Raw genomic sequence first — 22,101 nt, 5'->3', positions numbered from 1 at the left:
GCGCGGGGCCGCACGCCGCTGGCACCGCGCGTCGCGGACCTTCGCGAGGCGCTCGCGCGCCTCTACGCCGACAAGGGGGTGGCGGTTGCCGTCGCCGTTCCGGACGACCTGTCGGTGGCGTGCGAGGGCCAGGATCTCGACGAGATGCTGGGCAACCTCGTGGACAATGCCTGCCGCTGGTGCCGGACCCGTGTGCAGGTCTCGGCGGCCGCCGGGAACGGCATCGTCCGGATCCGGGTGGAGGATGACGGGCCAGGTCTCGACGGCGCGGCCGCCGAGGCCGTGATGGCGCGGGGCCGGCGCCTCGACGAGGGCGTGCCGGGCCACGGCTTCGGGCTGCCGATCACCCTGGAACTCGCCGAACTCTACGGCGGCGGCCTGACGCTGGGGCGCTCGGAACTCGGCGGCCTGAGAGCGGACCTCGCCCTGCCGGCCTGAGCCGGTCCATCGCCAGTCAGCCCAGCGCCTCCCGCAGGATCGGTCGGATGCGCGGATCGGCGCAATGGGCGACGTTGAAGCGCATGTAGCCGTTCCACGCCTCCGACAGGCTGAACGACGTCCCCGGCGCCAGCACCATGCCGCGGGCGAGCGCCCGGCGGGCGACCTCGGCCCCGTCGCGCCCGTCCGGCAGGCGCATCCACAGGAAGAAGCCGCCCCGGGGCTGCGACCAGGGCTCCAGCCCGCAGGCCCGCAACTCCGCCGAGGCCTGCACCATCGCGCCGGCGAGCCGCCGCTTGGTCTCCGCGAGGTGCCGCCGGTAGGCCCCCTCGGTGATCAGCGTGTGCACCAGCGCCGCGGTGACGTGGCCGTTGCCGAGGCTGAGCGCCAGCTTGAGATCGACCAACGGCTCCACCCAGTCGGCCCGGAGCGCGATCCAGCCGCAGCGCGCAGCGGCCGAGAGCGTCTTGGAGAAGCTGCCGATCTGGATCACCCGCTCCAGCCCGTCGAAGCCCGCGAGCCGCGGGGCCGCCTCGGGCTCGAGGTCGCCGAAGATCTCGTCCTCCACGATGAGCGTGTCGTGGGCCTCGCACAGCTTCAGCAGGCGGTGCGCCACGGTCGGCGCGAGGCTCGCCCCCGTCGGGTTCTGGAGGGCCGCGTTGGTCAGATAGAAGCGCGGCCGATGCTGTTCCAGCAGGGTGGCGAGGGCGCGCAGATCCGGCCCCTCAGGGGTCATCGGCACGCCGACCACCGCGACGCGCTGGGCGCGCAGCAGCGCCAGGAAGTTGAAGTAGCAGGGATCGTCCACCAGCACGGTGTCGCCGGGCTGGAGCAGGAAGCGGCAGACGAGGTCCAGCGCCTGCGTAGCCGATTCGACGAGGACGATCTGGTCGGGCTCGGCGCCCACGCCCTTCTCGGCGATCTTGCGGGCGATCTGGTGGCGCAGGGGCTCGTAGCCCAGCGGCCGGTCGTAGTTGGTCATCTCGGCGAGGCCGGCCCGGGCCACGCGGCGCAGGCCCCGCCGGATCGCCTCGTGGGGCATCCAGGAATCCGGCAGCCAGCCGGCGCCGGGCTTGAGCTGGTCGGACCCGGCCTGCTGCGCCTGCCGGGTGATCCAGAGGGGATCGACGATCCGGTCGAGCCGCGGCCCCATCGCCTGGAGCGAGAGCGGCCGCGTCTTGCCGGCGACGTAGAAGCCCGAGCCCGGCCGGGCCACCACGGCTCCCTCGGCCGCGAGCCGCTCGTAGGCCTCCACCACGGTGGATTTCGACACGCCCATCGCGTCCGCGAAGGCCCGCACCGACGGGATCCGAACGCCGGGCACCAGCCGCCGCGCCGCGATCCGCTCCCGGATCTCGCCGACCACGGCCTCGACGCGAGTCCCGGAACTCCTGATTGCGACCGCCATCCGTACTGCTCGCTCGTCCGGACAATTCTTCCGAACCGTACCGAAGTGTTCCTGTCATCGCCAGCCCTGCACAGACAAGATCGCTTGCCCCAGAGCGATGGAGGAGGGGATCCATGAACCAGTGCATGACCGAGACAGCGGATGCCGAAGTCCGCACGCCGTGGATCGCCCGGGCGGCCGCGCGCGTCATCGCGTTCGGCGCCGAGTTGCGGGCCGGCCTGTCGCGTGCGGCGATGAACCGGCGCGTGCTCCAGCGCCTGTCGACCCTTTCGGACCGGGAGCTGAAGGATATCGGTCTGACGCCCCAGGACGTGGCGGATGCCCGCGTGCCGGGCACCGGCGACGCGATCCACCTGCTCGTCGGCCGGCGCGACGAGCGCCGCCAGGCCCGGGCCGCCACGCGGTGGTGGTGAGGCGACCGCGTGCAGCGTAGGATGCACCCATGACGCTGCGCGACGGGCTCGCCGCAATCCTGGTGGTCACGATCCTCGGGCTTGCCTTCGTGGCCATCAAGGTCGGCCTGGAGACGGTGCCGCCGTTGATGCTGTGCGCCCTGCGCTTCGGCTTCGCGGCCCTGCCGGCGGCGCTGGTGATCCGACCGCCCCGGGCTCCCGTCGCCCTGGTGGCGGGGTTCGGCCTCGCCCTCGGGGTCGGCCAGTTCGGGCTGCTCATGACGGCGATCCGCCTGGGCATGCCGGCCGGGCTGTCGTCGCTGCTGATCCAGGTCCAGGTGCCCTTCACGGTGGCGCTCGCCTGGGCGTTGCAGAGGGAGCGCCCGCGGGGCCTCCAGGTGCTGGGGGGCGCGATCGCGCTCCTCGGCGTTGCCGCGGTGGCGCTCGGGCGGGGTGGCAGCGCCCCGCTCGGCCCGCTGCTCCTGGTTGTCGGCGCCGCCCTGGCCTGGGCCAGCGCGAACGTCATCGTGAAGCGGATCGGCCGGGTCGACAGGCTGGCGCTGATGGTCTGGGGCAGTCTCGCCACCACGCCGCCCCTGCTGATCCTGTCGCTGATCCTCGAGGGACCGGGCGCCCTGACGGCCCTGGCGCATCCGAGCTGGGGCGCGATCGGATCGGTCGCCTTCCAGGCCTATCCGACGACGCTCCTCGCCTTCGGCCTCTGGAACGGGCTCCTGACCCGCTACCCGGCGGCCGCCGTGACGCCCTTCGCCCTGCTGGTGCCCGTGGCCGGAATCCTGAGCACGCATCTCGTCCTGGGTGAGCCGCTGAGCGCCGACATCCTAATGGGCGGCGGACTGATCCTGGCCGGCATCGCCCTCAGCCTGCGCGGCACCCGGAAGGCCGCGGTCCCCGCGCTGGAGCCTGAAGCCGAGGCGCCGAAGGCGGCCTGATCATCAGGCGCGGACCCGCAAGTCTCGATCTCGCGAGTCTCGATTCCGCGAGCCTCGTTCCGGCTCGACCTCTGCCGGCCGGAGCGCACGGGTTCTCGTCGGCTCGGACAGCCTGACGAAGAGTCTACGATTAAATGCTGGGGGAACGTGGCGCGGGCGACGGGGCTCGAACCCGCGACCTCCGGCGTGACAGGCCGGCACTCTAACCAACTGAGCTACGCCCGCACGGCGTGGTCGCTTCGAAGGGGGCGTTACGCCCGGCGACGGGGCGGGGTTTATGGGGCGCTACCCGACCTGTCAAGCGCATCCGGCGCGGATTCGCATGCGCCCCGCGGCACGGGTTCGAGTCGGGACCTGTGCGCTTGCGTCGTGTTGCAGTCCGGCCGCGCAAGCCCATTTCGGTCATGACAGACCGGACGGCTGACACCGCCCTTTGTGCGACGCGACAAGCCATTGTCACGGGCGGGCGGCTCGACTAAGCCTCCGGCCGCGCGCATCCTGGCATAAGAACAATTCCACGGGCGAATCCGGGTCGGCGTCGCACCGCGGTTTCTTTCGTCTCGCGAGGCCCTGGCATGACCGGATTGTTGGCGGATTACCTGCCGCTCATCGTGTTCATCGGCGTGGCGCTGTTCATCGCCACGGCGCTGCTGGTGGTGCCGTTCCTGGTTGCCTTCAAGAGCCCCGACCCCGAGAAGCTCTCGGCCTACGAATGCGGCTTCAACGCCTTCGACGACGCCCGCATGAAGTTCGACGTCCGCTTCTACCTCGTCGCCATCCTGTTCATCATCTTCGACCTCGAGGTCGCGTTCCTCTTCCCCTGGGCGATCACCTTCGGGGATCTGGGCTGGTTCGGCTTCTGGTCGATGATGGTCTTCCTAGGCGTGCTGACCGTCGGCTTCGTCTACGAGTGGCGCAAGGGCGCCCTCGAATGGGATTGATGTCCCGCCGCACGCCGCCCGCACCGAATTCCTGAGTCGCCGATGGCCCTGATCACCGACACGAACCGCGCCCTGTCCCGCGCCCCCGCGATCGCGCCCCAGCCGAAGGGGATCATCGATCCCAACACCGGCCGCCCGATCGGCGCGGACGATCCGACCTTCCTGTCGATCAGCGACGAGCTGGCCGACCGGGGCTTCCTGCTCACGACCACGGACGAGCTGATCAACTGGGCTCGCACGGGCTCGCTGATGTGGATGACCTTCGGCCTCGCGTGCTGCGCGGTCGAGATGATGCAGATGTCGATGCCGCGCTACGATTGCGAGCGGTTCGGCTTCGCCCCCCGCGGCTCGCCCCGCCAGTCCGACGTGATGATCGTCGCCGGCACCCTCACCAACAAGATGGCCCCGGCGCTCCGCAAGGTCTACGACCAGATGCCGGAGCCCCGCTACGTCATCTCGATGGGCTCCTGCGCCAACGGCGGCGGCTACTACCACTACTCCTACTCGGTGGTGCGCGGCTGCGACCGGGTCGTGCCGGTGGACATCTACGTGCCGGGCTGCCCGCCCACCGCCGAGGCGCTGCTCTACGGCGTGCTGCTGCTGCAGAAGAAGATCCGCCGGACCGGCACGATCGAGCGCTGAGGAGCGGCCATGACGAACGGCATCTCGATCCTTCCGCACACCCAGCCGGAATACGGTGCGGGCGCATTGCCGGCGCTGGCCGAGCGGGTCGCCGGCGCCCTGGGACCGGCGGTGGTGTCGCACGCCATCGCGTACGGCGAGCTGACCCTGGTGGTGCAGGCCTCCGACATCGTCTACGCGCTCACCTACCTGCGCGACGATCCGGCCTGCGCGTTCCGCAACTTCATCGACCTATGCGGCGTCGATTACCCGCAGCGCGAAAAGCGCTTCGACGTGGTCTACCACCTGCTCTCCCTGCGCCATAACCTGCGCATCCGGGTGAAGGTGCAGACCGACGAGGTGACGCCGGTCCCCTCGGTGATCGAGGTCTTCCCGGCGGCCAACTGGTACGAGCGCGAGACCTACGACCTCTACGGGATCCTGTTCTCGGGCCATCCCGACCTGCGCCGCCTGCTCACCGATTACGGCTTCGAGGGGCACCCCCTGCGCAAGGACTTCCCGCTGACCGGCTTCGTCGAGGTCCGCTACGACCAGGACGAGGCGCGGGTGGTCTACGAGCCGGTGCAGCTGACGCAGGAATTCCGGAACTTCGACTTCTTGTCGCCGTGGGAAGGCACCGACTACGTGCTGCCCGGCGACGAGAAGACGTCGGCATGAGCCGCGGAGACCGTCCGTGACCGAACACAACATCCGCAACTTCGCGATCAACTTCGGCCCGCAGCACCCGGCGGCGCACGGCGTGCTCCGCCTCGTGCTGGAACTCGACGGCGAGGTGGTCGAGCGCGTCGACCCGCATATCGGGCTGCTGCACCGCGGCACCGAGAAGCTGATCGAGCACAAGACCTACCTGCAGGCGACGCCCTACTTCGACCGGCTCGACTACGTGTCGCCGATGAACCAGGAGCACGCCTTCTGCCTGGCGATCGAGAAGCTCGCCGGCATCGCGGTGCCGCGGCGCGCGCAGCTGATCCGCGTGCTGTTCTGCGAGATCGGCCGCCTGCTGTCTCACCTGCTCAACGTCACCACGCAGGCGATGGATGTCGGCGCCCTCACGCCCCCGCTCTGGGGCTTCGAGGAGCGCGAGAAGCTGATGATCTTCTACGAGCGGGCCTCGGGCGCGCGGCTCCACGCCAACTACTTCCGGCCGGGCGGCGTCCACCAGGACCTGCCGCCGAAGCTGATCGACGACATCGACGCGTTCTGCGACCCGTTCCTGCAGGTCGTCCAGGATCTCGACGACCTCGTGATGGCCAACCGCATCTTCAAGCAGCGCAACGTCGATATCGGCATCGTCTCGGTGGACGAGGCGATGGCATGGGGCTTCTCCGGCGTGATGGTCCGCGGCTCGGGCATCCCGTGGGATCTGCGCAAGGCGCAGCCCTACGAATGCTACGAGGAGATGGAATTCGACATCCCCGTGGGTAAGAACGGCGATACCTACGACCGGCAGGTGATCCGCATGGAGGAGATGCGGGAATCGGCCAAGATCATGAAGCAGTGCTGCGCCAAGCTGCGCGAACCCGCCGGCCAGGGGCCGATCGCCTCCGTCGACGGCAAGTTCGCGCCGCCGCCGCGCCACGAGATGAAGCGCTCGATGGAGGCGCTCATCCACCACTTCAAGCTCTACACCGAGGGCTTCCACGTGCCCGAGGGCGAGGTCTACGCCGCCGTGGAAGCGCCGAAGGGCGAGTTCGGCGTGTATCTGGTCTCGGACGGGACCAACAAGCCGTACCGCTGCAAGATCCGCGCGCCGGGCTTCGCGCATCTGCAGGCGATGGACTGGATGTGCCGCGGGCACCTTCTCGCCGACGTGTCCTGCGTGCTCGGCACGCTCGACATCGTGTTCGGCGAAGTGGATCGGTAAGACAGACGCGATGGCAAACCGCAGACTCGCCCCCGCCTCGGAGCAGCCCGAGAGCTTCGCGTTCTCGCCTGAGAACGCCGAGTGGGCGAAGACCCAGATCGCCAAGTATCCCGAGGGCCGTCAGGCTTCCGCGGTGATCCCGCTGCTGTGGAAGGCGCAGGAGCAGAACGGCGGCTGGCTGCCGCGCGCCGCCATCGAGGCGGTGGCGGCCGAACTCGGCATGCCCAACATCCGCGTGCTGGAGGTCGCCACCTTCTACACGATGTTCGCCCTGGAGCCGGTGGGTCGCTTCTGGATCCAGGTCTGCGGCACGGTGCCGTGCGATTCCTGCGGCGCGCACGGCCTGAAGGAGATGCTCCAGGCCCGGCTCGGACCGGCCGGCCACGTCTCGCCGGACGGCAACTTCTCCTGGCTCGAGGTCGAGTGCCTCGGCGCCTGCTGCAACGCCCCGATGGTGCAGATCAACCAGGATTACTACGAGGACCTGACGCCCGAGTCCTTGGGCACGCTGATGGACGACCTCGCCGCCGGCCGACCCGTGAAGATCGGATCGCAGACCGGACGCGTCTCGTCCGAGCCGCTGGGCGGCGCCGACACGCTGACGGATCCGACCCTGTTCGACGGCTCGCGGGTCGGCGCCTGGCGCAAGCGCTTCGAGGAGGCCGGCAAGGCCGAGGAGCCGGCTGCCGGTCCGGTCTCCAAGACCGGCGAGGCGGCCTCCGCCACGCAGCAGGCCGCCGAGACTCCCAAGCCGGCCCGGCCCGATGCCGGCCGTCCGGTGGAGCGGACCGTGAGCGACGCCCCGGCCCAGCGCGCGGCCAACGGCGAGGCACCGGTCAAGCCCGAGGATCAGGCCGACGCGGCCGAACGCGGCCGCTCGACCGCCAAGCACGGGGCCGCCCGCCCGGGGGACGCGGACGTGCTCGACTCGCCGGCCAAGCGCGTCGCCGAGGGCGAGCCCGCCGCCGGGGATCAGGGACATCAGGATGTCCCGGACCGTGACGCGGTCCCGCAGCAGCCCGAGGCGTCGGGCGCCAGCGAGGGGGAAGTCGCCGCCGAGGCCGAGGAGGCCCGCGTCGCCGGCGCGCTCGCGGCCCTTCCGAAGGATGCCACACCCGAGCAGAAGGCCGATGCGGTCGGCCGGCGCCCGCCGGGGCTCGACGCCGCCCGCGCCGCGACGCCGGACGACCTGACGCGGATCAAGGGCATCGGCCCGGGCAACCGCCAGCGGCTGAACGGGCTCGGCATCTACCATTTCGATCAGATCGCCGCCTGGACCCGCGACGAAATCGCCTGGGTCGGCACCTACCTCGCGTTCCCGGGTCGCATCGACCGGGAGGACTGGGTGGGGCAGGCCAAGGCCCTGTCGGCGCCGGCTCAGTGAGGACCTGACATGCTGTCGGATCAGGATCGCATCTTCACCAACCTTTACGGGCTGCAATCCCCGGGCCTGGACGCCGCCAAGAAGCGCGGCGCCTGGGACGGGACCAAGTTCCTGCTGGAGCAGGGCCGCGACTGGATCATCGAGGAGATGAAGGCCTCGGGCCTGCGCGGCCGCGGCGGCGCGGGCTTCCCGACCGGCCTCAAGTGGTCGTTCATGCCCAAGAAGTCGGACGGGCGCCCGCATTACCTCGTGGTCAACGCCGACGAGTCGGAGCCGGGCACCTGCAAGGACCGGGAGATCATGCGGCATGATCCGCATCTCCTGATCGAGGGCTGCATGCTGGCCTGCTTCGCGATGAACGCGCATGCCTGCTACGTCTACATCCGCGGCGAGTACGTGGCCGAGAAGCACGCGCTCCAGAAGGCGGTGGACGAGGCCTATGCGGCCCGCCTCGTCGGACAGTCGAACGTGCACGACTACCCGTTCGACATCTACGTCCACCACGGCGCCGGCGCGTATATCTGCGGCGAGGAGACGGCCCTCATCGAGAGCCTGGAGGGCAAGAAGGGGATGCCGCGGCTCAAGCCGCCATTCCCGGCCAATATGGGCCTCTACGGCTGTCCGACGACGGTGAACAACGTCGAGTCGATCGCGGTGGCCGGCACGATCCTGCGCCGGGGCGGCGCGTGGTTCGCGGGGCTCGGCGGCAAGAACAACACCGGCACCAAGCTCTTCTGCGTCTCCGGGCACGTCAACAAGCCGTGCAACGTCGAGGAAGAGATGGGCATCACCTTCCGCGAGCTCATCGACCGCCATTGCGGCGGCATGCGCGGCGGCTGGGACAACCTCCTGTGCTCGATCCCGGGCGGCTCCTCGGTGCCGCTGGTGCCGGCCGAGCAGATCGTCGACGCCAAGATGGACTTCGACACCCTGCGCAACCTGGGCTCCGGCCTCGGCACGGCAGCGGTGATCGTCCTCGACAGGTCCACCGACATCGTCGCGGCGATCACCCGGATCTCGTACTTCTACAAGCACGAGTCCTGCGGCCAGTGCACGCCCTGCCGCGAGGGCACCGGCTGGATGTGGCGGGTGATGCAGCGCATGACCGAGGGCCGCGCCCAGAAGCGCGAGATCGACATGCTGTTCGAGGTCACCAAGCAGATCGAGGGCCACACGATCTGCGCGCTGGGCGACGCCGCCGCGTGGCCGATCCAGGGCCTGATCCGGCACTTCCGCCCGGAGATCGAGAAGCGCATCGACCGCTACACCGCCAACCCGCACAGCGAGCCTGTGCCGATGGCCGCGGAGTAGGGGCACGATGCCGGTGTCCAGCCCACAGCCTCATCCTGAAATGCCCGCGTCAGCGGACCTCGACGGAGGCCTCCGGAGATCGCGAGGCGGGCCGGACATCTCCTTCGAGGCTCGGCCGCGCCGCGCACCTCGGGATGAGGGCGCGGGTGAGATCCGGCTTCACGCGTTTGGGCCAGTTTACGAGACGATCCGATGACAAAAATCCTCGTCGACGGCACCGAGGTCGATGTCCCCGCCGATTACACCCTGCTCCAGGCCTGCGAGGCCGCGGGGGCCGAGATCCCGCGCTTCTGCTTCCACGAGCGCCTGTCGATCGCCGGCAATTGCCGGATGTGCCTCGTCGAGCTGAAGGGCGCGCCGAAGCCGGTGGCCTCCTGCGCCTACGCGGTGAAGGATTGCCGCCCCGGCCCGAACGGCGAGCCGCCGGAGGTGCTGACGCGCTCGCAGGGCACCAAGAAGGCCCGCGAGGGGGTGATGGAGTTCCTCCTCATCAACCATCCCCTCGACTGCCCGATCTGCGACCAGGGCGGCCATTGCGACCTGCAGGACCAGGCCATGGCCTACGGGGTCGATTCGACCCGCTACACGGAGAACAAGCGCGCGGTCGAGGAGAAGCATATCGGCCCGCTGGTGCGGACCGCGATGAACCGCTGCATCCACTGCACCCGCTGCGTGCGCTTCCTCGCCGAGGTGGCGGGCGTGCCCGACCTCGGCGCGATCGGCCGCGGCGAGGACATGGAGATCACCAGCTACCTCGAGCAGTCGATGGCCTCGGAGCTCCAGGGCAACGTCGCCGACCTCTGCCCGGTGGGCGCCCTCGTGCACCGGCCGCAGAGCTACAACGTCCGGCCCTGGGAGCTGAACAAGACCGAATCGGTCGACGTGATGGACGCGGTCGGCTCGGCGATCCGCATCGACACCCGCGGCCGCGAGGTCATGCAGATCGAGCCGCGGATCAGCGAGGAGATCAACGAGGAGTGGATCTCCGACAAGACCCGCTACCACATCGACGGGTTGCGCATGCAGCGCCTCGACCGGCCCTACCTGCGCGAGAACGGCCGGCTGCGGCCCGCCTCCTGGGGTGAGGCGTTCCAGGCCATCGCCGCGAAGGTGAAGGGCACGGATCCGAAGCGCATCGGCGCGGTCGTCGGCGACCTCGCAGGCGTCGAGGAGATTTTTGCGCTTCGCGAACTGATCAAGAGCCTCGGCTCGCCCAACCTCGACTGCCGCCAGACCGATCCCGGCCTCGACCCGGCGCTGGGCCGCGCCTCCTACATCTTCAACCCGACCATCCCGGGCATCGAGGCGGCGGACGCGATCCTGATCGTGGGCGCCAATCCGCGCACCGAGGCGTCGCTGCTGAACGTCCGCATCCGCAAGCGCTGGCGCATGGCGCCGCTGGCGGTGGGCGTGATCGGCGAGCCGGTCGACCTGACCTATCCGAGCCACTACATCGGCGCCGGCCCGGACTCGCTGGCGGCCCTGGCCCGGGGCGAGCACAGCTTCCTCGAGGTGCTCAAGGAAGCGAAGGCGCCGCTCGTCCTCGTCGGCGCCAATGCCGAGCCTGGCATCCTGGCCGCGGCGGCCACGCTCGCCAAGGCGATCGGCGCAGTCTCGACCGAGTGGAACGGCTTCGGCGTGCTGCACACGGCCGCCGCCCGCGTCGGCGCCCTCGATCTCGGCTTCGTGCCAGGGGAGGGCGGCCTGACCTTCGCGCAGATGCTGGAGCCGGGCGCGCTGGACGTCCTGTTCAACCTCGGGGCCGACGAGCGCGACGTGCCGCCGGGCGCCTTCATGGTCTACCAGGGCACCCACGGCGACCGCGGGGCCTCCCGCGCCGACGTGATCCTGCCGGGCGCCGCCTACAGCGAGAAGTCGGCGACCTGGGTGAACACGGAGGGCCGTGTCCAGATGGGCAACCGCGCCGCCTTCCCGCCGGGCGACGCCCGCGAGGATTGGGCGGTCCTGCGCGCCCTGTCGGACGTGCTGGGCCACCGCCTGCCGTTCGATTCGCTGACCGCGCTCCGCCGGGCACTCTATGCCGCGCACCCGCATCTGGCCGCGGTCGGGGCCGTGGAACCCGGCAACGTCGCGGAGGCGTTGGAGCGGCTCGCCAGCCTCGGCGGCACGGCGAGCGGACCGGCCTTCGCCTCCCCGGTGACCGACTTCTACCTCACCAACCCGATCACCCGCGCCTCGCGCATCCTCGCCGAGTGCTCGCGCATCGCCCGGGAGCGCGCCGCCGAGGCGCAGCCCCTGGCGGCGGCCGAGTAGGAGCCATCGATGACCCCGCTCGAGATCCTCGGGACCGTGCTCCTGATCGTGCTGAAGAGCTTCGTGCTTCTGTCCGCACTGCTCGTCTTCATCGCCTACGCGCTGCTCGCCGACCGGAAGATCTGGGCGGCGGTGCAGCTCCGCCGCGGCCCGAACGTGGTCGGGCCGTTCGGCCTGTTCCAGTCCTTCGCCGACCTGCTCAAGTTCGTGCTGAAGGAGCCCGTCATCCCCGCGGGCGCCAACAAGGCGATCTACCTGCTGGCGCCGCTGGTCTTCGCGATGCTGGCCCTGTCGAGCTGGGCGGTGATCCCGCTGGCGGACGGCTGGGCGATCGCCGACATCAACGTCGGCATCACCTACATCTTCGCGATCTCGTCGCTCGGCGTCTACGGCGTCATCATGGGCGGCTGGGCGTCGAACTCGAAATACGCGTTCCTGGGCGCACTCCGCTCGGCGGCGCAGATGATCTCCTACGAGGTCTCCCTCGGCTTCGTGATCATCTGCGTGCTGCTCTGCGCGGGCTCGCTCAACCTCTCGCGCATCGTGATGGCGCAGGACACCAGCCTCGGCCTGTTCGGCTGGTACTGGCTGTGGCTGTTCCCGATGTTCGTGGTGTTCTTCATCTCGGCGCTCGCCGAGACGAACCGGCCGCCCTTCGACCTGCCGGAGGCCGAGTCGGAGCTCGTGGCCGGCTACATGGTCGAGTATTCCTCGACCCCGTACCTGCTGTTCATGCTCGGCGAGTACGTCGCCATCATGAGCATGTGCGCCCTGGGGACGATTCTGTTCCTGGGCGGCTGGCTGTCGCCGATCCCGTTCGCGCCGTTCACCTGGGTGCCGGGCGTGATCTGGTTCACCCTGAAGGCGAGCTTCCTGTTCTTCCTGTTCGCGATGGTGAAATCCATCGTCCCCCGCTACCGCTACGATCAGCTCATGCGCCTCGGCTGGAAGGTCTTCCTGCCGATCTCGCTGGTCTCGGTCGTGGTCGTCGCCTTCGTGCTCAAGCTGACCGGCCTCGCGCCGGGCGCCTGAGCCCACCCTTCGCATCGGAGATCCGGGCATGAAGCTCGATCAGGTCGCCAAGAGCCTCCTCCTGAAGGAGTTCGTGTCGGGGATGGTCCTCGGCATGCGCTACTTCTTCAAGCCGAAGGCCACGATCAACTACCCGTTCGAGATGGGCCATCGCGGCCCGCGCTTCCGGGGCGAGCACGCGCTGCGCCGCTATCCCAACGGCGAGGAGCGCTGCATCGCCTGCAAACTCTGCGAGGCGATCTGCCCGGCGCAGGCGATCACCATCGAGGCCGGTCCCCGCCGCAACGACGGCACCCGCCGCACGACGCGCTACGACATCGACATGGTGAAGTGCATCTATTGCGGCATGTGCCAGGAGGCCTGCCCGGTGGATGCCATCGTGGAGGGTCCGAACTTCGAATTCTCGGTGGAGACCCGGGAGGAGCTGCTCTACGACAAGCAGAAGCTCCTGCTGAACGGCGATCGCTGGGAGCGCGAGATCGCCCGCAACATCGCGATGGATGCACCGTATCGGTGACGCGTCATCCCGAGGGGCGGTTTCCGGCCTTCGGACGAAGATGATGCCGAATCAAGGATCTCGTGCCCCGCGCCGGTTCCGGTTTCCGGCGCGATGCTCTAGAGCCATGCCGAGGGCGCTGTTGTGCCCCCGCCGACCGGGTTCTATAGACGGGCCGCCCGCTGCGGACCGTTTCAACGCACGGCAGAAGGGGCCGCTTCGGCGGCCGATCCCGACCAGCGCATGACCGCAGCAGCCGCCTTCTTCTACCTGTTCGCGAGCGTCACCGTCGCGTCGGGCTTCATGGTGATCGCCTCGCGCAATCCCGTCGCCTCGGTGCTGTTCCTGATCCTCGCCTTCGTGAACGCCGCTGGGCTGTTCGTCCTGATGGGCGCCGAGTTCCTCGCGATGATCCTGGTGGTCGTCTACGTGGGCGCTGTGGCGGTGCTGTTCCTGTTCGTGGTGATGATGCTCGACGTCGATTTCGCCGAGCTGCGCCAGGGCTTCCAGCAATACCTGCCGATCGGCGGCCTGATCGGGGCGATCTTCCTGGTCGAGCTGCTGCTGGTGGTGGGCTCCTGGAGCATCGATCCGGGCCTCGTCCAGGCGCCCCTCGGCAACGTCGCGGCGGCCGAGAACCTCACCAACGCGCAGGCCCTGGGCCGGGTGCTCTACACGGACTACGCCTACTTCTTTCAGCTCGCCGGCCTGATCCTGCTGGTCGCCATGATCGGCGCGATCGTGCTCACGCTGCGCGACCGGCCCGGCGTCAAGCGCCAGAACATCGCGGTCCAGAACGCCCGCACCCAGGCCATGGCGGTGGAGACCCGCAAGGTTCCGTCGCGCCAGGGTGTCGAGGTCTGATGCGCGGTCTGATGAACGCCGGGAGATTCGAACGATGATCGGCCTGAGCCACTACCTCACCGTCGCGGCGATCCTGTTCACGCTCGGCGTGCTCGGCATCTTCATCAACCGCAAGAACATCATCGTCATTCTGATGTCGGTCGAGCTGATCCTGCTCTCGGTCAACATCAACCTCGTCGCCTTCTCGACGCAGCTGAACGACATCACCGGACAGGTCTTCGCCCTGTTCGTGCTGACCGTCGCGGCGGCCGAATCGGCCATCGGGCTGGCCATTCTCGTGGTGTTCTTCCGCAACCGCGGCTCCATCGCGGTTGAGGACGTCAGCATGATGAAGGGCTGAGGTCTTCTTCTTCGCGCGCCCCGACTGACATCCGGACGCCGCCGCCAAGCGGCCGGCCCGGAGGACGGACTGCAAGAGAGCGATGTATCACGCGATCGTCTTCTTCCCGCTGATCGGCTTCCTGATCGCCGGCCTGTTCGGCCGGTACATCGGGGCGCGGGCCTGCGAGTACATCACCACGGCGTGCCTCGCCTTCACGGCGCTCATCGCCTGGGGCGTGTTCCTCGACGGCGGCCATGCCGAGCGGGTGCAGGTGGCGTCCTGGTTCTCGGCCGGCGACCTGCAGGTCGACTGGGCCTTCAAGGTCGATACCCTGACCCGGGTGATGCTGGTGGTGGTGACCACGGTCTCGACCCTCGTGCACCTCTACTCCGTGGGCTACATGGAGGAGGATCCGCACCGGCCGCGGTTCTTCGCCTACCTGTCGCTGTTCACCTTCGCCATGCTGATGCTGGTGACGGCCGACAACCTCGTGCAGATGTTCTTCGGCTGGGAGGGCGTGGGCCTCGCCTCCTACCTGCTGATCGGCTTCTGGTACGAGAAGCCCTCGGCCAACGCCGCCGCCATGAAGGCGTTCATCGTCAACCGCGTCGGCGATTTCGGCTTCTCCCTCGGCATCTTCCTGGTCTTCGTGCTGACCGGCTCGGTGGCGTTCGACGCGATCTTCGGCAAGGTCGACGCGATCAAGACGCTGTCCTTCCACTTCCTCGGCTACGACTGGAACGCCCTGACGCTGGCCTGCCTGCTGCTGTTCATGGGCGCCATGGGCAAGTCGGCGCAGTTCCTGCTGCACACATGGCTGCCGGACGCCATGGAAGGCCCGACCCCGGTCTCGGCGCTGATCCACGCCGCCACCATGGTCACCGCGGGCGTGTTCATGGTCGCTCGGCTGTCGCCGCTCTTCGAGGAAGCGCCGAACGCGCTGATCGTCGTGACGGTGATCGGCGGCATCACGGCGTTCTTCGCGGCCACGGTCGGCCTCGTCCAGAACGACATCAAGCGGGTGATCGCCTACTCGACCTGCTCGCAGCTCGGCTACATGTTCGTGGCGCTGGGCGTCGGCGCCTACTCGGCCGGCGTGTTCCACCTGTTCACCCACGCCTTCTTCAAGGCTCTGCTGTTCCTGGGCGCCGGCTCGGTCATCCACGCGATGCACCACGAGCAGGACATGCGGAACATGGGCGGCCTGCGCCGCTACATCCCCTACACCAGCGCCATGATGGCGATCGGATCCCTCGCGCTGATCGGCTTCCCCTACACGGCTGGCTACTACTCCAAGGACGCGATCATCGAGGCCGCCTACGCCTCGACCCGGCCCGGGCATACCCTCGCCTTCCTGTGCGTGGTGGTGGCGGCCTTCTTCACCTCGTTCTATTCCTGGCGCCTGTTCTTCATGACCTTCGAGGGTCCGGCCCGCTGGGGCGCGCATGCGGCGCACGGCCATCACGACGCCCCCGCGGTGGCGCACTCGGCCATGGCGTACGAGGCCGACGGTGCCCCCGGTCACACCGAGGGCGTCGCCCACGACGATCACGGGCACGACATCGAACCGGCCCACAAGAGCGACCTCGTCGCCGACGACCATCACGGGCACGGCCACCACGGCGACCGCACCCCCCACGAGAGCCCGCTGGTGATGACGATCCCCCTGGCGATCCTCGCCTTCGGGGCGCTGTTCGCCGGGATCATCTTCCACGACCGATTCATCGGTGAGGGGATGGACGCCTTCTGGGGCCACGCCCTGGCACACGGGCCGAACAACCACATCATGCACGAGATCCACGAGGTCCCGGCGCTCGTCTCCTACGCGCCGCTGATCATGCTGATCCTCGGCTTCGTGCTGGCCTTCTGGATGTACATCCGCCGGCCGGAACTACCGGGCCAGCTCGCCGCGCAGCAGCCGTCGCTGTACCGGTTCCTGCTCAACAAGTGGTACTTCGACGAGATCTACGACCGGATCTTCGTCCGCCCGGCCAAGGATTTCGGCCTGTTCCTCTGGAAGCAGGGCGACGGCCGGATCATCGACGGGCTCGGCCCCAACGGCATCGCGGCCCGCGTCGTGGACGTGACCCGCGGGGTGGTTCGCCTCCAGACCGGCTACCTCTACCACTACGCCTTCGTGATGCTCATCGGCGTCGCCGGCCTGATCAGCTGGTACCTGATGTCCGGCCTGCCCAAGGGTGCTCACTGACATGCTCGGCCTCGGCATCCTCTCCGGCCTGCTGATCGTGCCGCTCTGCGGCGCGGCCTTCATCCTGACGCTGAACGGCGACGAGGAATCGGTCGCGCGCAACAGCCGCTGGGCCGCGCTCGCCACCACGATCGTCACCTTTCTCCTCTCGCTGGTGGCCTGGAGCCGCTACGACGCCGCCTCGTCGAGCTTCCAGCTGGTGGAGAGCCACGCGTGGCTCACCGAGACGATCCGGTTCAAGCTCGGCGTCGACGGCTTCTCGATGCCGCTGATCCTGCTGACCACCTTCCTGATGCCGTTCTGCATCGGCGCCTCGTGGCACTCGATCCACTTCCGGGTGAAGGAGTACTTCGTCGCCTTCCTCGTCCTCGAGACGACGATGATCGGCGTGTTCGCCTCCCTCGATCTGCTGCTGTTCTACCTGTTCTTCGAGGCCGGCCTGATCCCGATGTTCCTGATCATCGGGATCTGGGGCGGCGCGCGCCGGATCTACGCGAGCTTCAAGTTCTTCCTCTACACGCTGCTCGGCTCGGTTCTGATGCTGCTCGCCGTGATGGCGATGTACTGGCAGGCCGGCACCACCGACATCCCGACCCTGCTGCAGTACCGCTTCCCGGTGCAGATGCAGACCTGGCTGTGGCTCGCCTTCTTCGCCTCCTTCGCGGTGAAGATGCCGATGTGGCCGGTCCATACCTGGCTGCCCGACGCCCACGTCGAGGCGCCCACCGCCGGCTCGGTGATCCTGGCCGGCATCCTCCTGAAGATGGGCGGCTACGGCTTCATCCGGATCTCGCTGCCGATGCTGCCGGTGGCGAGCCACGACTTCGCGCCCCTCGTCTTCGCCCTGTCGGTGATCGCGATCATCTTCACATCGCTCACCGCGATGATGCAGACCGACATCAAGAAGCTGATCGCCTACTCGTCGGTGGCCCATATGGGCTTCGTGACGCTGGGCCTGTTCACCCTGAACGAGCAGGGCATCCAGGGCGCGCTGTTCCTGATGATCTCCCACGGCATCGTCTCGGGGGCACTCTTCCTCTGCGTCGGCGTGGTCTACGACCGGATGCACACCCGCGAGATCGCCGCCTATGGCGGCCTCGTGAAGCGGATGCCACTCTACGCGGTGGCCATGCTGGTGTTCACCATGGCCAATGTCGGCCTGCCCGGCACCTCCGGCTTCGTGGGCGAGTTCCTGGCGATGCTCGGCGCCTTCAAGGCGAACCCGAACGTCGCGTTCTTCTCGACCTTCGGCATCATCCTGTCGGCGGCCTACGCCCTGTGGCTCTACGCCCGGGTGGTCTACGGCAAGCTGGAGAAGCCGAACCTCCAGGGCATCCTGGATCTGGATCTCCGGGAAAAGATCATCCTGGCGCCCCTGGTTGCTCTGACGATCTACTACGGCGTCCATCCGGCCCCCGTGCTCGACGTGTTCGCGCCCTCGACCGACGCGCTGATGACCAGCATGAAGGCCGCCCTGTCCAACACCCAGACCGCGGCCGCCGCGCTGCCGGTCCCGCGCTGAGACGGAAGACATGCCCACCGTCCACTCCGTCCTGCCCTCGCTGGCCCCGCTTCTCCCCGAGCTGATCCTCAGCATCGGGGTGCTGGTCCTGATCCTCTACGGTGCGTGGCGCGGCGAGCGCTCCGCCGAGACCGTGAGCATCGGCGCCCTGATCCTGCTCCTCGTCGCCCTCTCGGCGGTGATCTCCCAGCCTGTGCATGGCCGGGTGACGACCCTGTCGGGCGCCTTCGTGTCGGATTCCTTCTCCAAGGTGATGAAGTCGCTGGTGCTGCTCGGCTCCTCGGCGACGATCCTGCTGGCGCACGACTTCTTCAAGCGCGAGCGCATCGATCGGTTCGAGTTCCCCGTGCTGATCGTGCTCTGCACCATCGGCATGATGGTGATGGTCTCGGCCAACGACCTGATCGCGCTCTATCTGGGCCTGGAGCTTCAGTCGCTCGCCGCCTACGTGATCGCGGCGTTCCACCGGGACGACGCCAAGTCCACAGAGGCGGGCCTGAAGTACTTCGTCCTCGGGGCGCTCTCGTCGGGCATGCTGCTCTACGGCGCCTCGCTGATCTATGGCTTCACCGGGACCGTCTCGTTCCCCGGCATCGTCTCGGCGCTCAACGAGAATGCCGGCATGGGCGTCGTCCTCGGCATCGTGTTCGTGGCCGCGGGCGTCTGCTTCAAGATGTCGGCGGTGCCGTTCCATATGTGGACGCCGGACGTCTACGAGGGCTCGCCGACGCCGGTGACCGCCTTCTTCGCCTCCGCGCCCAAGATGGCCGCCGTCTCGATGACGGTCCGCGTCTTCATCGGAGCGCTCCCGGATGTGACCGCGGTCTGGCAGCAGATCTTCGTCTTCGTCTCGGTGGTGTCGATGGCCCTCGGCTCCTTCGCGGCCATCGGCCAGACCTCGATCAAGCGCCTGATGGCCTATTCGTCGATCGCCAATATCGGCTACGCGCTGATCGGGCTCGCCTGCGGCTCCGAGGAGGGGATCAGCGGGCTCGTCACCTACATGATCATCTACCTCGCGATGACGCTCGGGACCTTCGCGATCATCCTGTCGCTCCGGCGCCGGGACGTGATGTTCGAGTCGATCGAGGACCTGTCGGGCCTGTCGCGAACCCATCCGTGGCTCGCCTTCTGCCTCGCCGCGATGATGTTCTCGCTGGCCGGAATCCCGCCGCTCGCCGGGTTCTTCGCGAAGTTCTACGTGTTCGCCGCCGCCATCAAGGCGGGCCTCGTGACGCTGGCGGTGATCGGCGTGGTGACCAGCGTGGTCGGCGCCTATTACTACCTGCGGCTGGTCAAGATCATGTATTTCGACGAGCCGAAGGAGCCCTACGAGGCGATGGCCCCGGGCCTGCGCGTGGTGCTCGCCCTGTCGAGCGTCGTGGTAGTGCTGTTCTTCCTGCTGCCCGGACCGCTGGTCGGCGCCGCCGGCCGGGCCGCACGGTCGCTGTTCTAGGGCGGCCTTGCCCTACCGACTTGGGTTGGAGGCGCGCGGCCAGGGCCACCGCCTGCACGTCCACGACACCCTCGGATCCACCAACACGGAGGCCATGGCGCGGGCGCGCGCGGGCGAGACCGGCCCGCTCTGGGTGGTGACCCACCGGCAGGAGGCGGGGCGCGGGCGGCGCGGCAACACCTGGGCCTCGCTGCCGGGCAACCTTGCGGCGAGCGTGTTGTGGCCCATCGCCGGGGTGGCGCCCGACCACCTCGCCGAACTGGGCTTCGTGGCCGGCCTCGCGCTGATGGACGCGCTGGAGGCGGCTTGCGGCACCCTGCCGGATACCGGATCCGGCCGTGACGCCCGATCTTGGCAGCTCAAGTGGCCGAACGACGTCCTGCTCGGCGGCGCCAAACTCGCCGGCCTGCTTTTGGAGGCCGAGACGCTGCCGGGCGGCCGGCGCGCCGCGGTGATCGGCTTCGGCGTCAACGTAGCGGCGTCGCCCGAGGGGCTCGGCGCGGCGAGCTTGACGGGGGCGGGTTACGTCGGGGACGCCGAAGCGCTACTGGAACATCTCTCGGACCGCATGGTTGCGCGGACGCGCGGCTGGGACCGGGGACGGAATTTCGCTGCCCTGCGCGCCGATTGGCTCGCGCGGGCCGCCGGTCTCGGATCGGAGATCGCGGTGCGCAGCGGCGGGCACATCCTGCGGGGCGTGTTCGAGACGATCGACGAGGGGGGGCGGCTCGTGATCCTCGCCCCCGATGGGAATCGGCATACCGTGACGGCGGGCGAGGTGCATTTCGGAACGGCCGCGACGGCGGCCTGAGTTTGGACGACGACAGATGGCAATGGGACAGGAGGAGCTGGTCTTCCTGCCGCTCGGCGGCGTGGGCGAGATCGGAATGAATGCGGCGCTCTACGGGTTCGGCCCCGAGAAGGGCCGGAAGTGGATCATGGTCGATTGCGGCATGGGCTTCGCAAGCGAAGAGAAGATGCCGGGGGTGGACCTGATGTTCCCCGACCTCTCCTTCATCGAGGAGCGGCGCAAGGACCTGCTGGGGATCTTCATCACCCACGCGCACGAGGACCATATCGGGGCAATCTCGGAGTTGTGGCCCCGGCTCAAGGTGCCGGTCTACGCGACCCGCTTCGCCAAGAACCTCCTGGAGACGCGGCGCCTCTCGGAGCCCGGCGCCCCGAAGGTCGACCTGCGGGAGGTGAAGCCCGGCCGGCGCGTGACCGTCGGACCGTTCGAGCTCGAATACGTGCCCGTCTCGCACTCGATCCCGGAATCGAATGCGATCGCGATCCGCACCGCGGCAGGGCTCGTGCTGCACACCGGCGACTGGAAGATCGACCCGACCCCGGTGGCCGGCTCGGTCACCTCGCCGGAGGCATTCACGGCGCTCGGCGACGAGGGCATCCTCGCCATCGTGTGCGACTCGACCAACGTCGTGCGCGAGGGATTCTCGCCCAGCGAGAAGACCGTGGCGGAGACCCTCAAGACCCTGATCTCGGACGCCCCCCACCGCGTCGCGGTGACCACCTTCGCGTCGAACGTCGCGCGCATCCGCGCGGTGGCCGAGGCGGCGGCGGCCTGTGGCCGCGAGGTCATCGCGGTCGGCCGGGCCATGGACCGGGTCATCGATGTCGCCCGCGAATGCGGCTACCTCGACGGCCTGCCGGACTTCCGCCGGGCGGATTCCTGGAAGAGCCTGCCGCGGGAGCGGGTCGTGGCCCTGCTGACCGGCTCGCAGGGCGAGCCGCGGGCGGCGCTGGCCCGGGTCTCCCGCAAGGACCATCCGGACATCAGCCTCGCCCCGGGCGATCAGGTGATCTTCTCATCGCGCGCCATCCCCGGCAACGAGCGCGATGTCGGGTCGATCATCAACGACCTGATCGAGCAGGGCGTCGAGGTGATCACCGACCGGACCGAACTCGTCCACGTCTCCGGCCATCCGCGCCGGGACGAGATGGTCGAGATGTACAAGTGGACCCGCCCCGGCACCGCGATCCCGGTCCACGGCGAGGCCCTGCACCTCGACGAGCATGCCCGCTTCGCCCGGGCGCAGGGGGTGCAGAACGTGGTGAAGGCCCGGAACGGCAGCCTGATCCGCCTGAGCCCCGGCACGCCGGCGGTGGTCGATCACGTGAAGGCCGGCCGGCTGTTCAAGGACGGCGACGTCCTGATCGACGAGAAGGACCGGGCGATCCCCGAGCGGCGCAAGCTCATGCAGGCGGGCCTCGTCTCCGTGGCGATCGCGATCGACGAGGACGGCGTGGTGCTGGGCGAGCCGGCCGTCGACATCATCGGCCTGCCGAACCGCGGCCGGACCGGCGAGCCGCTGATCGAGACCGTGGTGGACGCGGTCTCGCGCACCCTGTCGGGGATGTCGCGGGGCAAGCTCAAGGACTCGGAGAGCGTCGAGAAGACGGTCGACCGGGCCGTGCGCACCGCGGTCAACGAGGTCTGGGGCAAGAAGCCCGCCTGCCACGTGCAGGTGGTGGAGGCGTGATCTTGGCGGCCGATACGGGGGCGCGGTAACCTGCGGGGCCTCGCGGCGGCCGGATTGCCTGGTCGGCGGCCGGATGCGGTTCAGATCCCCTC

The 22,101-nt window shown here is 68.9% G+C and carries 20 protein-coding genes and 1 tRNA gene; 19 read left to right on the top strand and 2 right to left on the bottom strand.

The window, feature by feature from the left end; genetic code table 11:
• A partial coding sequence (locus AC1DXK_RS10275) for an ATP-binding protein (RefSeq protein ID WP_477297673.1) occupies nucleotides 1-438 on the top strand: 438 nt, incomplete at its 5' end.
• A gap of 16 nt (nucleotides 439-454) precedes the next feature.
• On the opposite strand, the gene AC1DXK_RS10270 is transcribed toward AC1DXK_RS10275, so the two are convergent.
• Nucleotides 455-1,846 carry an aminotransferase-like domain-containing protein gene (locus AC1DXK_RS10270; protein WP_457106321.1) on the bottom strand — a complete coding sequence of 464 codons (1,392 nt, stop codon included), beginning with the start codon at nucleotides 1,844-1,846 and terminating at the stop codon, nucleotides 455-457.
• 113 nt (nucleotides 1,847-1,959) lie between these two features.
• Between AC1DXK_RS10270 and AC1DXK_RS10265 the strand changes: the two genes are divergently transcribed.
• Both AC1DXK_RS10265 and AC1DXK_RS10260 read left to right on the top strand, forming a co-directional pair.
• Nucleotides 1,960-2,259: a DUF1127 domain-containing protein gene (locus AC1DXK_RS10265; RefSeq protein ID WP_477297671.1), complete on the top strand. Its 300-nt coding sequence runs from the start codon at nucleotides 1,960-1,962 to the stop codon at nucleotides 2,257-2,259.
• Nucleotides 2,260-2,288: 29 nt separating this feature from the next.
• Nucleotides 2,289-3,191 (top strand): EamA family transporter, encoded by a 903-nt coding sequence (locus AC1DXK_RS10260; protein ID WP_457106319.1) that lies wholly within the window; start codon nucleotides 2,289-2,291, stop codon nucleotides 3,189-3,191.
• 148 nt (nucleotides 3,192-3,339) lie between these two features.
• Here the strand turns inward: AC1DXK_RS10260 and AC1DXK_RS10255 are convergent.
• A tRNA-Asp gene (locus AC1DXK_RS10255) sits at nucleotides 3,340-3,416 on the bottom strand.
• A gap of 350 nt (nucleotides 3,417-3,766) precedes the next feature.
• On the opposite strand from AC1DXK_RS10255, the gene AC1DXK_RS10250 reads away from it, so the two are divergent.
• From AC1DXK_RS10250 to AC1DXK_RS10175, 16 genes are all read left to right on the top strand, one after another.
• The gene (locus AC1DXK_RS10250; RefSeq protein ID WP_210034424.1) at nucleotides 3,767-4,132 is read left to right on the top strand and encodes an NADH-quinone oxidoreductase subunit A; all 366 of its coding nucleotides are present in this window, start codon (nucleotides 3,767-3,769) and stop codon (nucleotides 4,130-4,132) included.
• Between the two features lie 42 nt (nucleotides 4,133-4,174).
• Nucleotides 4,175-4,774: a NuoB/complex I 20 kDa subunit family protein gene (locus tag AC1DXK_RS10245; RefSeq protein ID WP_043353985.1), complete on the top strand. Its 600-nt coding sequence runs from the start codon at nucleotides 4,175-4,177 to the stop codon at nucleotides 4,772-4,774.
• Nucleotides 4,775-4,783: 9 nt separating this feature from the next.
• Nucleotides 4,784-5,431 (top strand): NADH-quinone oxidoreductase subunit C, encoded by a 648-nt coding sequence (locus AC1DXK_RS10240; protein WP_457106318.1) that lies wholly within the window; start codon nucleotides 4,784-4,786, stop codon nucleotides 5,429-5,431.
• A 16-nt stretch (nucleotides 5,432-5,447) separates the two neighbouring features.
• Entirely contained in the window at nucleotides 5,448-6,638 is a 1,191-nt protein-coding gene (locus AC1DXK_RS10235) for an NADH-quinone oxidoreductase subunit D (protein WP_457106317.1), read from the top strand.
• Nucleotides 6,639-6,648: 10 nt separating this feature from the next.
• On the top strand, nucleotides 6,649-8,022 hold the full coding sequence (gene nuoE / locus AC1DXK_RS10230) for an NADH-quinone oxidoreductase subunit NuoE (protein WP_457106316.1): 1,374 nt from the start codon (nucleotides 6,649-6,651) through the stop codon (nucleotides 8,020-8,022).
• A gap of 9 nt (nucleotides 8,023-8,031) precedes the next feature.
• Nucleotides 8,032-9,333: an NADH-quinone oxidoreductase subunit NuoF gene (nuoF, locus tag AC1DXK_RS10225; protein ID WP_238284701.1), complete on the top strand. Its 1,302-nt coding sequence runs from the start codon at nucleotides 8,032-8,034 to the stop codon at nucleotides 9,331-9,333.
• Nucleotides 9,334-9,525: 192 nt separating this feature from the next.
• Nucleotides 9,526-11,607: an NADH-quinone oxidoreductase subunit NuoG gene (nuoG, locus tag AC1DXK_RS10220; RefSeq protein WP_457106315.1), complete on the top strand. Its 2,082-nt coding sequence runs from the start codon at nucleotides 9,526-9,528 to the stop codon at nucleotides 11,605-11,607.
• 9 nt (nucleotides 11,608-11,616) lie between these two features.
• Nucleotides 11,617-12,639, top strand: a complete 1,023-nt coding sequence (gene nuoH / locus AC1DXK_RS10215) for an NADH-quinone oxidoreductase subunit NuoH (protein ID WP_457106314.1) — start codon at nucleotides 11,617-11,619, stop codon at nucleotides 12,637-12,639.
• 28 nt (nucleotides 12,640-12,667) lie between these two features.
• Nucleotides 12,668-13,156 (top strand): NADH-quinone oxidoreductase subunit NuoI, encoded by a 489-nt coding sequence (gene nuoI / locus AC1DXK_RS10210; protein ID WP_043354217.1) that lies wholly within the window; start codon nucleotides 12,668-12,670, stop codon nucleotides 13,154-13,156.
• Nucleotides 13,157-13,378: 222 nt separating this feature from the next.
• Nucleotides 13,379-13,999, top strand: a complete 621-nt coding sequence (locus AC1DXK_RS10205) for an NADH-quinone oxidoreductase subunit J (RefSeq protein WP_457106313.1) — start codon at nucleotides 13,379-13,381, stop codon at nucleotides 13,997-13,999.
• A 34-nt stretch (nucleotides 14,000-14,033) separates the two neighbouring features.
• Nucleotides 14,034-14,339, top strand: a complete 306-nt coding sequence (nuoK, locus tag AC1DXK_RS10200) for an NADH-quinone oxidoreductase subunit NuoK (RefSeq protein ID WP_010686008.1) — start codon at nucleotides 14,034-14,036, stop codon at nucleotides 14,337-14,339.
• Between the two features lie 82 nt (nucleotides 14,340-14,421).
• On the top strand, nucleotides 14,422-16,530 hold the full coding sequence (nuoL, locus tag AC1DXK_RS10195) for an NADH-quinone oxidoreductase subunit L (protein ID WP_477297665.1): 2,109 nt from the start codon (nucleotides 14,422-14,424) through the stop codon (nucleotides 16,528-16,530).
• A gap of 1 nt (nucleotide 16,531) precedes the next feature.
• Nucleotides 16,532-18,052, top strand: coding sequence for an NADH-quinone oxidoreductase subunit M (locus AC1DXK_RS10190; protein ID WP_457106311.1), 1,521 nt, complete (start codon nucleotides 16,532-16,534; stop codon nucleotides 18,050-18,052).
• A 10-nt stretch (nucleotides 18,053-18,062) separates the two neighbouring features.
• Nucleotides 18,063-19,508 carry an NADH-quinone oxidoreductase subunit NuoN gene (gene nuoN / locus AC1DXK_RS10185; RefSeq protein WP_457106310.1) on the top strand — a complete coding sequence of 482 codons (1,446 nt, stop codon included), beginning with the start codon at nucleotides 18,063-18,065 and terminating at the stop codon, nucleotides 19,506-19,508.
• Nucleotides 19,509-19,515: 7 nt separating this feature from the next.
• Nucleotides 19,516-20,319, top strand: coding sequence for a biotin--[acetyl-CoA-carboxylase] ligase (locus AC1DXK_RS10180; RefSeq protein WP_457106309.1), 804 nt, complete (start codon nucleotides 19,516-19,518; stop codon nucleotides 20,317-20,319).
• Nucleotides 20,320-20,335: 16 nt separating this feature from the next.
• Entirely contained in the window at nucleotides 20,336-22,009 is a 1,674-nt protein-coding gene (locus tag AC1DXK_RS10175) for a ribonuclease J (protein ID WP_457106308.1), read from the top strand.
• Nucleotides 22,010-22,101 lie beyond the last annotated feature (92 nt).

Source organism: Methylobacterium sp. P3_A11 (assembly GCF_056403155.1).
This window is presented reverse-complemented; position numbering and strand designations above follow the sequence as displayed.

What these genes read in the sequence shown, in the direction of transcription:
- nuoH (WP_457106314.1), top strand. Translation starts at nt 11,617, where the DNA reads ATGACCCCGCTCGAGATCCTCGGGACCGTGCTCCTGATCGTGCTGAAG.
- nuoK (WP_010686008.1), top strand. Translation starts at nt 14,034, where the DNA reads ATGATCGGCCTGAGCCACTACCTCACCGTCGCGGCGATCCTGTTCACG.
- AC1DXK_RS10190 (WP_457106311.1), top strand. Translation starts at nt 16,532, where the DNA reads ATGCTCGGCCTCGGCATCCTCTCCGGCCTGCTGATCGTGCCGCTCTGC.
- nuoG (WP_457106315.1), top strand. Translation starts at nt 9,526, where the DNA reads ATGACAAAAATCCTCGTCGACGGCACCGAGGTCGATGTCCCCGCCGAT.
- AC1DXK_RS10205 (WP_457106313.1), top strand. Translation starts at nt 13,379, where the DNA reads ATGACCGCAGCAGCCGCCTTCTTCTACCTGTTCGCGAGCGTCACCGTC.
- AC1DXK_RS10260 (WP_457106319.1), top strand. Translation starts at nt 2,289, where the DNA reads ATGACGCTGCGCGACGGGCTCGCCGCAATCCTGGTGGTCACGATCCTC.
- nuoI (WP_043354217.1), top strand. Translation starts at nt 12,668, where the DNA reads ATGAAGCTCGATCAGGTCGCCAAGAGCCTCCTCCTGAAGGAGTTCGTG.
- nuoE (WP_457106316.1), top strand. Translation starts at nt 6,649, where the DNA reads ATGGCAAACCGCAGACTCGCCCCCGCCTCGGAGCAGCCCGAGAGCTTC.
- nuoF (WP_238284701.1), top strand. Translation starts at nt 8,032, where the DNA reads ATGCTGTCGGATCAGGATCGCATCTTCACCAACCTTTACGGGCTGCAA.
- nuoN (WP_457106310.1), top strand. Translation starts at nt 18,063, where the DNA reads ATGCCCACCGTCCACTCCGTCCTGCCCTCGCTGGCCCCGCTTCTCCCC.
- AC1DXK_RS10265 (WP_477297671.1), top strand. Translation starts at nt 1,960, where the DNA reads ATGAACCAGTGCATGACCGAGACAGCGGATGCCGAAGTCCGCACGCCG.
- AC1DXK_RS10175 (WP_457106308.1), top strand. Translation starts at nt 20,336, where the DNA reads ATGGCAATGGGACAGGAGGAGCTGGTCTTCCTGCCGCTCGGCGGCGTG.
- AC1DXK_RS10245 (WP_043353985.1), top strand. Translation starts at nt 4,175, where the DNA reads ATGGCCCTGATCACCGACACGAACCGCGCCCTGTCCCGCGCCCCCGCG.
- AC1DXK_RS10240 (WP_457106318.1), top strand. Translation starts at nt 4,784, where the DNA reads ATGACGAACGGCATCTCGATCCTTCCGCACACCCAGCCGGAATACGGT.
- nuoL (WP_477297665.1), top strand. Translation starts at nt 14,422, where the DNA reads ATGTATCACGCGATCGTCTTCTTCCCGCTGATCGGCTTCCTGATCGCC.
- AC1DXK_RS10250 (WP_210034424.1), top strand. Translation starts at nt 3,767, where the DNA reads ATGACCGGATTGTTGGCGGATTACCTGCCGCTCATCGTGTTCATCGGC.
- AC1DXK_RS10270 (WP_457106321.1), bottom strand. Translation starts at nt 1,846, where the DNA reads ATGGCGGTCGCAATCAGGAGTTCCGGGACTCGCGTCGAGGCCGTGGTC.